The organism is Pseudomonas sp. HMSC066A08 (assembly GCF_001813025.1).
In the GTDB taxonomy this organism is placed as follows: Bacteria; Pseudomonadota; Gammaproteobacteria; order Pseudomonadales; family Pseudomonadaceae; genus Pseudomonas; species Pseudomonas aeruginosa.
The window spans coordinates 249,924-257,578 of sequence record NZ_KV811290.1 but is presented as its reverse complement, the minus strand read 5'-3'; the positions used below and the strand labels follow the sequence as shown (position 1 = coordinate 257,578).

The 7,655-nt window shown below is 65.3% G+C and carries 7 protein-coding genes and 1 riboswitch; of the genes, 1 reads left to right on the top strand and 6 read right to left on the bottom strand.

Annotation, left to right across the window (positions count from 1 at the left end; translation table 11 throughout):
- Positions 1 to 270: 270 nt before the first annotated feature.
- A complete protein-coding gene (locus HMPREF2886_RS10405; protein WP_070747260.1) occupies positions 271 to 585 on the bottom strand; it encodes a DUF736 domain-containing protein in 315 nt (104 codons plus the stop codon).
- 815 nt (positions 586 to 1,400) lie between these two features.
- Between HMPREF2886_RS10405 and HMPREF2886_RS10400 the strand changes: the two genes are divergently transcribed.
- Entirely contained in the window at positions 1,401 to 1,835 is a 435-nt protein-coding gene (locus HMPREF2886_RS10400; RefSeq protein ID WP_070747258.1) for a hypothetical protein, read from the top strand.
- Positions 1,836 to 1,966: 131 nt separating this feature from the next.
- Here the strand turns inward: HMPREF2886_RS10400 and HMPREF2886_RS10395 are convergent, their stop codons facing one another.
- The 5 genes from HMPREF2886_RS10395 to HMPREF2886_RS10375 form a co-directional block, all read right to left on the bottom strand.
- Entirely contained in the window at positions 1,967 to 2,176 is a 210-nt protein-coding gene (locus tag HMPREF2886_RS10395; protein ID WP_070747256.1) for a hypothetical protein, read from the bottom strand.
- Between the two features lie 62 nt (positions 2,177 to 2,238).
- Positions 2,239 to 4,287 (bottom strand): ParB/RepB/Spo0J family partition protein, encoded by a 2,049-nt coding sequence (locus HMPREF2886_RS10390; protein WP_070747254.1) that lies wholly within the window; start codon positions 4,285 to 4,287, stop codon positions 2,239 to 2,241.
- Between the two features lie 79 nt (positions 4,288 to 4,366).
- Positions 4,367 to 5,194: a DUF932 domain-containing protein gene (locus HMPREF2886_RS10385; protein ID WP_070747252.1), complete on the bottom strand. Its 828-nt coding sequence runs from the start codon at positions 5,192 to 5,194 to the stop codon at positions 4,367 to 4,369.
- A gap of 519 nt (positions 5,195 to 5,713) precedes the next feature.
- On the bottom strand, positions 5,714 to 6,799 hold the full coding sequence (locus HMPREF2886_RS10380; RefSeq protein WP_070747376.1) for a calcium:cation antiporter: 1,086 nt from the start codon (positions 6,797 to 6,799) through the stop codon (positions 5,714 to 5,716).
- 52 nt (positions 6,800 to 6,851) lie between these two features.
- On the bottom strand, positions 6,852 to 7,193 hold the full coding sequence (locus HMPREF2886_RS10375; protein WP_070747250.1) for a hypothetical protein: 342 nt from the start codon (positions 7,191 to 7,193) through the stop codon (positions 6,852 to 6,854).
- Between the two features lie 390 nt (positions 7,194 to 7,583).
- A riboswitch (Fluoride riboswitch) is annotated at positions 7,584 to 7,655 on the bottom strand.

The window sequence follows — 7,655 nt, the reverse complement described above, 5'->3', positions numbered from 1 at the left end:
GCCGCAGGCGCGAAGGCGTGAGGGATTGAAGCCGGATGGCCGTGACGGCTTGCCGGCACGGGGCGCAGCCCGAAAGCCCGGCGGCGCGAGCAGCGCCGACACGCTACCTTGGCACTGCCGCTACGGCTTCCCGCTCAACGAAAGCAACCTGCCATCACCCATTCCCCATGCACAGCATTCAGAGGCCGGCCGTGCATGGTCTGGCGCCGGGAATGCGGCGACCAACAGCACCGCGCCCCGCCGCGATGGGCGGGGCGCGGAGGGCGGCCGTTAGGCCGCCTGGGGCTTGCTGCGTGACCAGATCAGGTCGTGCGTGCCGTCCTCGCCTTCGATGAGGCGAGCATAAACCGGCGCAGGGAACGAAGGGTCGTCGAGGGTCACGGACAGGTAATCACGCCCGGCCTCGCTGGTCTTCTTCCATGCCGCGCCGATGTCGTGGCCGGCCGCCTGGAGGCGGAAGTCGGGAGCCTTCTCGGTGTCGCCCTTGTCGTTGGGAACCAGCTTGACCTTGACGTTCAAGGTCAGGGTACGGAGCTGGCCGGTGTAGCCGTCTTTCTCTGCGGTGAAGGTGCCGATGTTTGCCATGATGCTTCTCCTTTTCGGTTGAACAAGGTTCGCGCCCATCGCGTCCTTGTTGTGATCCGCCCGGCGGGGGTCGGGCTGGCTGCACCGCTTGCGGTCGAAACGCAGTGGAGAGCCGGGAGGCGAAAAGAATTTGGCCCGCGAGGAATGCGCGCAGCGCAGGGGAAATTGTTTTCGCCGGACGGTTGCAGCCATGAAGCCCGAGGCGCAGCCGTGCCCCTGCCAGGATTCACAACGAGACAAGGACGCCTTGGGCCGAACCGCTCCGAAAGGAGATGTGGCCGACTCGGCATCCCCGCACGAAGGCTTCTCCGGCCCGCCCGCTGACGCGGGCCAGGTCAACCACCCGACGACAGGCGAGAACGCCCCTGCCGCACCTTGCGGCGCCGCTCTTGAGGCGTGGCATGGAAGCTCCATAGCGATGCCGGGCGGGTTGTCCGTGAACCGTCCTTCGTGGCGTGATGGGCAGCAACCGCCAGCGTTGAGGACGGCACGCATCTGCACAACCTGCCGCAGCAAATCCCAGCGTGTCCATCAGCGTCCCGTCCATCGCGGCGGGGCGCTGGCCGGGCCGATCCGGCGTAGCCGGTTCGGCGGCGTCGAGGGGCGCCAAGCATCGCGCGGCGGGGATAGCCCGCAGGGCTTTCCCCTGGAGGCAAGCGCAGCGCCGCAGGCGCGAAGGCGTGAGGGATTGAAGCCGAATGGCCGTGATTCGGCACGAAGCACGGGGCGCAGCCCGAAAGCCCGGCGGCGCTGTGCGCCGACACGCCCTACCATGTCGAGTGCGAACAGCGAAGCCCGTACCCAAGGAAGCACCGATGGAAGAAAAGCGCATCCATGAGTTCTTCAAGCGATACCAAGACTTCTTCCGCCAAGGATTGAAAAACGAAGCGGATATGGAGCAGGTCGCCTCGTCCTACGCGGCTGCCTTCATCGCGGCCTCGCCGGCCGGGGTCATGGCGGGCCAGAACGATGAGCAACTGAAACAGGTCATGCGCCAAGGGTTCGAGCGTTACCGCCAGCTCGGCACGAAAGACATGACGCTGCGCGGCGTTCGCATCGACCCCATCGACGAACATCACTGCCTCGCGCACGTTGCCTGGACGGCGACCTATGACCGGGGTGCAGCCCCGGAGGTGTCCATCGACTTCGCCGTCCACTACCTCGTCCAGCAGCTTGGCCACGAACCCAAGATATTCGGCTGGGTGTCAGGCGATGAGCAGGCGCTTCTGAAACAGCACGCCATCGTCTGATGCCGCCGCCGCGAAGGCAGCGGCGTTCTGATTGGCTGTTGGCCTTGAACACCGGGCGCGGCCACTGCCGCGCCCGGATCTGCGTCCACCGCGCCCAGGACGGAACGGCCTGGGCGCGGTGCTGAACGCGGTTATTCCTTCGTCTCGATGAGCCACCACACGGCACGCGGCAAGGCGCGGCCCGTGATGGGGTGAACGTCGGTGAGGTCGGCGCGGGCCGTCCAGCCCGAGGCCGGACGGTAGCCGCGCACGTCGCCATCGCCGTGCCAGCGGCGGGCGCGCACCGTGCCGGGCGCGTAGATCGCCGCCATGCGCGGGCGGCTGGTGGTGGTGCGGGTCATGGGGGCTTCTCCTTGCAGCGAAGCGCCCCGGTCGAGGCCGGGGCGCTTGCCTTCTGCGCGGGTCAAGCGGCCAGCGCCTCGGCGGGTTCATCCGCCATTGCCTCGGCATCCTCCGGGGCATCCTGCTCCGGGCCTTCTTCCTGCGCAGCATCCTGCGGGCCTGCGGCGCGGAAGACGGCGGGCATCCAGCCGGAACCATCGGCCAGCCGTTCGGCCTCGCTGGCAATGTCGCCCTTCTTCAACTTCGCCAGCCGGGTGACGTGCGACGGCGCGAACGCGCCCACGGCATCCAGAATCGCGGGCTTGGCGATGTGGCGGAAATAGCCTTCGGCGGTCGGCTGCCACCATGCAGCCATGTCCAGCCCCACGGCCTGCGCCAGTTCCGCGCCGGGCTGGCGCGGCATGGCGCGAGGCGTCACCACGTCCACCGTGGACGCCACGCACACGGCCAGCAGCCGCACCAGCTCGTCTTGCGACTTCGCCAGCAGCGCCGCGAACAGTTCGGCGCTGTCCTGCGGCAAGGTTTCGCCTGCCAACTGTTGCAACTCGCGCAGCGCCACGGCGGCGGGAGAATCCGACACGTCCGGGGCCAGACCGTCCAGCCGGTCTTGCAGGTTCAGGCGCACGCCCAGCGGCATGTCGTGGCCGTAGTGGCATTCCTGCAAGACGGTCTGCACCATGCCATGCACCAGCGCGGCCAGCGCGATTTGCGGATGCCGGGCGACTTCGATTTGCAGCGCTGCCGTGCGGTGGGCGCTCAACCGCTGCGCCAGCCTGTCGGACATGGCGGCGGTCTTGGGCTGCTCGGCGTCCTCGCCTTCATCGTCGTTCCCGGCTTCGCCTTCGCTGCCGAAACCCTGCCGCAGCCGTTCCAGCGTGCGCAGCGCCTTGGCTTCGACCTCGCGCAGCAACCCGCGATGAACCACGGCTGCGCCGTCGCGGTCGATGGTGACGATCGCCCCGGCTACGGCCTTCACGTTCGGGGCGTAGTCCTGCAAGCCATCTTCCAGCGTCTGCAACTGCTCGCCCACGGCTTCGCCTTCTTCCTGCAAGGCATCGGCCTTTTCCTCGTCGTCGGCGTCCAGCGCGGCATCCACGGCCTCGGCCAGTTCGTGCAGCTTGGCTTGCAGCTTCTCGATGCGCTGCGCTTCGCGCTTGCCCGGTTCCCGGCGCTCCCTCGGTGCCTGCTGGAAGGCGTGCAGGTCGGCATGGGTGATGCCGGGCGTGGCATCCACCCATGCCCAACCTTCCGCCTTCACCTCGGCGGCGATGCTCGCCAACTTGTCCTGCGCCAGCCGTTCCAACAGCGCGGCATCGGTCAGATACACGCCCTTATCGCCTTCCGCGAACAGGTCGCGGCGGATGCCGCCGCCTTCCTGCTCGTAGGTGTCCAGTCCGACGAAACGCACCAGCGGATGCCGGTAGGCGTCGATTTCGCGTTCGGTCAGCCGGTCGCGCAGATTGTGCGGACTGCGCTGCCATGTCGGCGCATCGTAGAACGCGCTTTCCTGCGCGGCGTGGTCGTCGGTGATGGCAAGGGCCATCAACTGGTCAAGGCTCACGGCTTCGGCCCGATAGTCGGCCAGCAGACGCGGCGAGACGTTGGCGAGTTTCAGGCGGCGCTGCACCACCAGCGGCGTGACACTGAAATCCGCTGCAATGTCTTCGATGCTGCGGCCTTCGGCCACCAGCGCGGCGAATGCCTCGAACTGGTCGGCGGGGTGCATGGCTTCGCGCTGCACGTTCTCGGTCAGGCTGGCCGTGCGGGCGGTGCCATCGGCCACCAGCAGGCAAGGCACGTCCCATTCCTTGCTGATGCGGTGCTTCTTCGCCAGCAGCTTCAACGCGGCGAGGCGACGGCCACCGGCCACGACTTCGTAATGCTCGCCATCGGCGGCGGCTATGACGATCAGGTTTTGCAGCAGGCCGACACGCTGGATGCTGGCGGCGAGTTCGGGAATCGACATGCGCGGGGTCTTGCGCACGTTGCGGCCAGTGGGGCGCGACACCAGCCGCGACAGCGGAACAAGAATCAGGTTCTTGGTCGGGTCGGCGGCTTCCAGCACGGGGGCTTGGATGGCGCGGGCTTCGGTTTGGGTAGCGGCGTTCATGGTGATACTCCTATCGATTCAGGGATGCAGCAGCGAAGAAAGCGGCAAGGGCTGCTGCCTGCCCCTGCCGCATGGGGATTCAGGCTTTCAACTGGCGCATGCCATCGGCCAGCAGCCAGAGGGCGCGATTCAGTCGGATGTTTTGGTCGATGCCCTGCACCGGGCGGGTTTGCTGGCGCCGCCCGTTGGCGCTGCGCCCATGCAATCCGCCTTGGGTCAGGTTCTCTTGCGTGCGGTTGAACACGCTCCACAAGTCCGGGCGGCGGTCATCGAAGCGGCGCGGCATCAGGATTTGCGATTCCGTGACGGGCGCGGGCTTGTCGGGGTCGTCGTACTTGAGGGCCAGCGCGGCGCGGGCGAACACTTCGGCTTCGCCTTCGTCCAGCGTGATAGCGCGCATGGCATCGCGGGATTCCTGCACGCGGTCGAAACCGCGCAGCACCTCGTAAGCGCCTTCGATGACGGAACCGGCCACGTCGCCTTTGTGGGGCACGCGCACGTCCGCCACGGTGTCGCCGCAGACAAGACCATTGCTGCAAACGAACCGGAACATGCCCGCGAGCATTTGGTAAGAACTGGTGCCGTCATGGGAATTGAGCAGCACAATTTCATTGGCTTCCGCGCCGTTTATCTGGCTCGCGTGGCGCAAGCGCAGCATGTGTTTGGTGTGCTCGCGCTTGCCTTCATCACGCACGCGAGTCTGGCAAGCCATGAAGGGTTGGAACCCCTCCTTGCGAAGCTCGGCCAGCACGGCAGACGTGGGGATATAGGCGTACCGTTCGGAGCGGCTTTCGTGCGGCGCGCCCGCGAAGATGGACGGGGCCACGCGGTGAATCTGCTCATCGGACAGTGGGTAGTCGCTGCGCAGCGACGGCGAACGGGAAGCGAAACGGGATGCGAGTTGCATGGTCTTTCTCCTGACGAAAAGGGTTTGCTGTTCACACCGCACACCGGATTCCTAGATTCGGAAGCCCAGCCTTTCGGCTGTTCGGTGCGGTTGGCACGAGGAACCCGGTTGGCCCTGTTGCCACCGTCTTTCCTGAGTTCATCGCCCGCGGCCAAAGGAGCGCGCGGACGGGGGCCGTCAAGGAGACAAGCGCAGGGTTGGTGCGGCCCGCAGCGCAGCGAGGACACGGCCCTGCGCGCCTTGACGGCACACGGCCGGGTGCTACGGTCGCGGAGAAGGTGATGAAGTCAGGGGAGACGGCTGGACAAGGCAACGGCCGCCTCGATGTGCAGACCGCACGCGCGCGAAGCGCGCAGGCCCGAAGCTGGAAGCCGGGCCGTAGGCGTCAGCGATGGAAGCCCGAAGGGGGCGAGACTCGCGCAGCGAGGCTCGATGCGAAGCACGACAGCGCGCCCCGGCCATGCCTTCCTGGCCGGGGGACGCTAGAACATCAAGGTGGGGACGGAGATCCGATCCAGACTACGGCACGAAGGCCAGGAATATGTATGCGGCGCAGATCGTCAAGTGAAGCGAGCCGCGCAACACCGAGGCGTGGCCAGACACTACCGTCACGATGCCGACCACGGTGGTCAGCACCAGCAGCACCATCTCCTTTGGTCCCAGCCCGAGTGTCAGCGGGACATGCAATATCGCCGAGGCAACGGCGACGACAGGGATGGTCAAACCGATGCTGGCCATCGCCGATCCGAGCGCGACGTTGAAGCTGACCTGGACCTGGCCGGCGTGCGCGGCCTTGGCCGCCGTCAGGGTTTCGGGCAGGGCAACGATCATTGCGATCAGCACACCGATCGACGACGACGGAAGGTGTGCTTCTCGGATCGACTTTTCGATGAGCGGCGCAAGCGTCTCGCTTCCGTAGAAGATCGTCACCAGCGTCACGAGAAGCAAGGCTGCGCTGACGATCACCGTCAGTCTCGACGGCTTGTGTTCCTCCAGCGTCAATGCCGAGGCGGTGCGCTCGACATGGACATATTCGTGCAGCCAGGCGGTCGATTTGGCCGCGTGCAGCACGTACAGAACCGCCGCCGCAATGGAAGCGAAGGCGAGCTGCGCGCCGTTGAACTGCGGTCCCGGCCCGCTGCGCGTGAACGAAGGCAAGACCATTGTGAGCGTCGCTACCGTTGCGACCGTCGCAAAGGCCGATCCCGAAATGAAAGCATCGAACCGCACGATTTCCTCGCGCCGCGTGCTCACCAGCAGCGCCAGGCCCAACATGCCGTTGCAGCACAGCATCAGCGATGAGAACACCGTGTCGCGCGCGAGTGTCAATGCCGCGGGTCCTGCATGGACCATCACCGAAATCACAAAGCCCGCTTCCACGACCGTGACGCTCAATGCCAAGACAAGAGTTCCGAGGATGGGGCCTACCCGACCAGCCACGACCTGGGCGTGATGAACGGCGGCCAATACCGCAGCCACGATCGTTGCCAGCAACACCGGGAACACCAGCCCTTGCGGCGAAGCGTGGCGCGTCGCCACGACGATGGCTGTCGCCAGGGCCGTGACCAGAACGGCCCATCTGGAGAGTCGTACTACGCGCGTCATGGAGTGCATGATTTTTAGAGTGTGTTCAAGTAGAAGCTAGGAGGCCCCACGTCTATCCCGGTTCATCGACGCTATCGTCTTCTCGCTCAATCATCTCCTTCAGCAGTTTCTTGATTCTTAGCAGTTTCCGGTACTCGATCAGCGCACAGATGATCTGCGTCCACACGAAACCCGTGAACGCCAGCCAAAACGCCAGAGTGCCTGCGCCGACGTTCCGCAGTTGCAGATAGTCCTGCCTGTGCAGCCAGAACGCCCAAGCCAGAAGATTGATGCCGGCCCAGCCTAGCCACACCAGTACCACCCTGAACACGAACTTCGTGCGCTGTTCTATGGCCGCTTGCATTGCGGCATCAATGCGTAGCGGCCTCTTGCCGATCTTGCGCCTGGCCGTCATTTGCCCCTCCGAAGTTTCCGCAGTGACACCTCGGGCCAGGTAATTTCCTTGCAATCGGTAGCAGACGTGCAGCCGTTGGCTGCATCCCTAGGTTCAGTCGGGGACGATAGGCAAATGCGGTTCGGTGTGGGATGCCGCCGCATGGCGTCGGCGCCACGGCGGTTAGTCTTGTGCCCGTGGTGCGCTTGGGCACCACTGCGGCAGGTCGCAGTAGTGCCTGCGTCTGCTAGACCCGAAACATCAAGCAGCCCTGGTCGCCTACTGCCACTGGATGATCGTTCGCGAGGTTTGTTGTTCGATGAATATGACATGCGATCGTGTACGGAAGAAACCGAACGACCCGATCACAGTCTGCGGACGCAAAAGAAACCCACAGCCCTGGAAGATCAGGGACCTGTAGGCATCATCAGCCGCATGCAAAACAACGGCGGTTAGAGGAGGAATGCCATCTCCGCGTTAATA

Coding starts and splice junctions, on each gene's coding strand:
- HMPREF2886_RS10405 (WP_070747260.1), bottom strand. CDS start 585: ATGGCAAACATCGGCACCTTCACCGCAGAGAAAGACGGCTACACCGGC.
- HMPREF2886_RS10400 (WP_070747258.1), top strand. CDS start 1,401: ATGGAAGAAAAGCGCATCCATGAGTTCTTCAAGCGATACCAAGACTTC.
- HMPREF2886_RS10395 (WP_070747256.1), bottom strand. CDS start 2,176: ATGACCCGCACCACCACCAGCCGCCCGCGCATGGCGGCGATCTACGCG.
- HMPREF2886_RS10390 (WP_070747254.1), bottom strand. CDS start 4,287: ATGAACGCCGCTACCCAAACCGAAGCCCGCGCCATCCAAGCCCCCGTG.
- HMPREF2886_RS10385 (WP_070747252.1), bottom strand. CDS start 5,194: ATGCAACTCGCATCCCGTTTCGCTTCCCGTTCGCCGTCGCTGCGCAGC.
- HMPREF2886_RS10380 (WP_070747376.1), bottom strand. CDS start 6,799: ATGACGCGCGTAGTACGACTCTCCAGATGGGCCGTTCTGGTCACGGCC.
- HMPREF2886_RS10375 (WP_070747250.1), bottom strand. CDS start 7,193: ATGACGGCCAGGCGCAAGATCGGCAAGAGGCCGCTACGCATTGATGCC.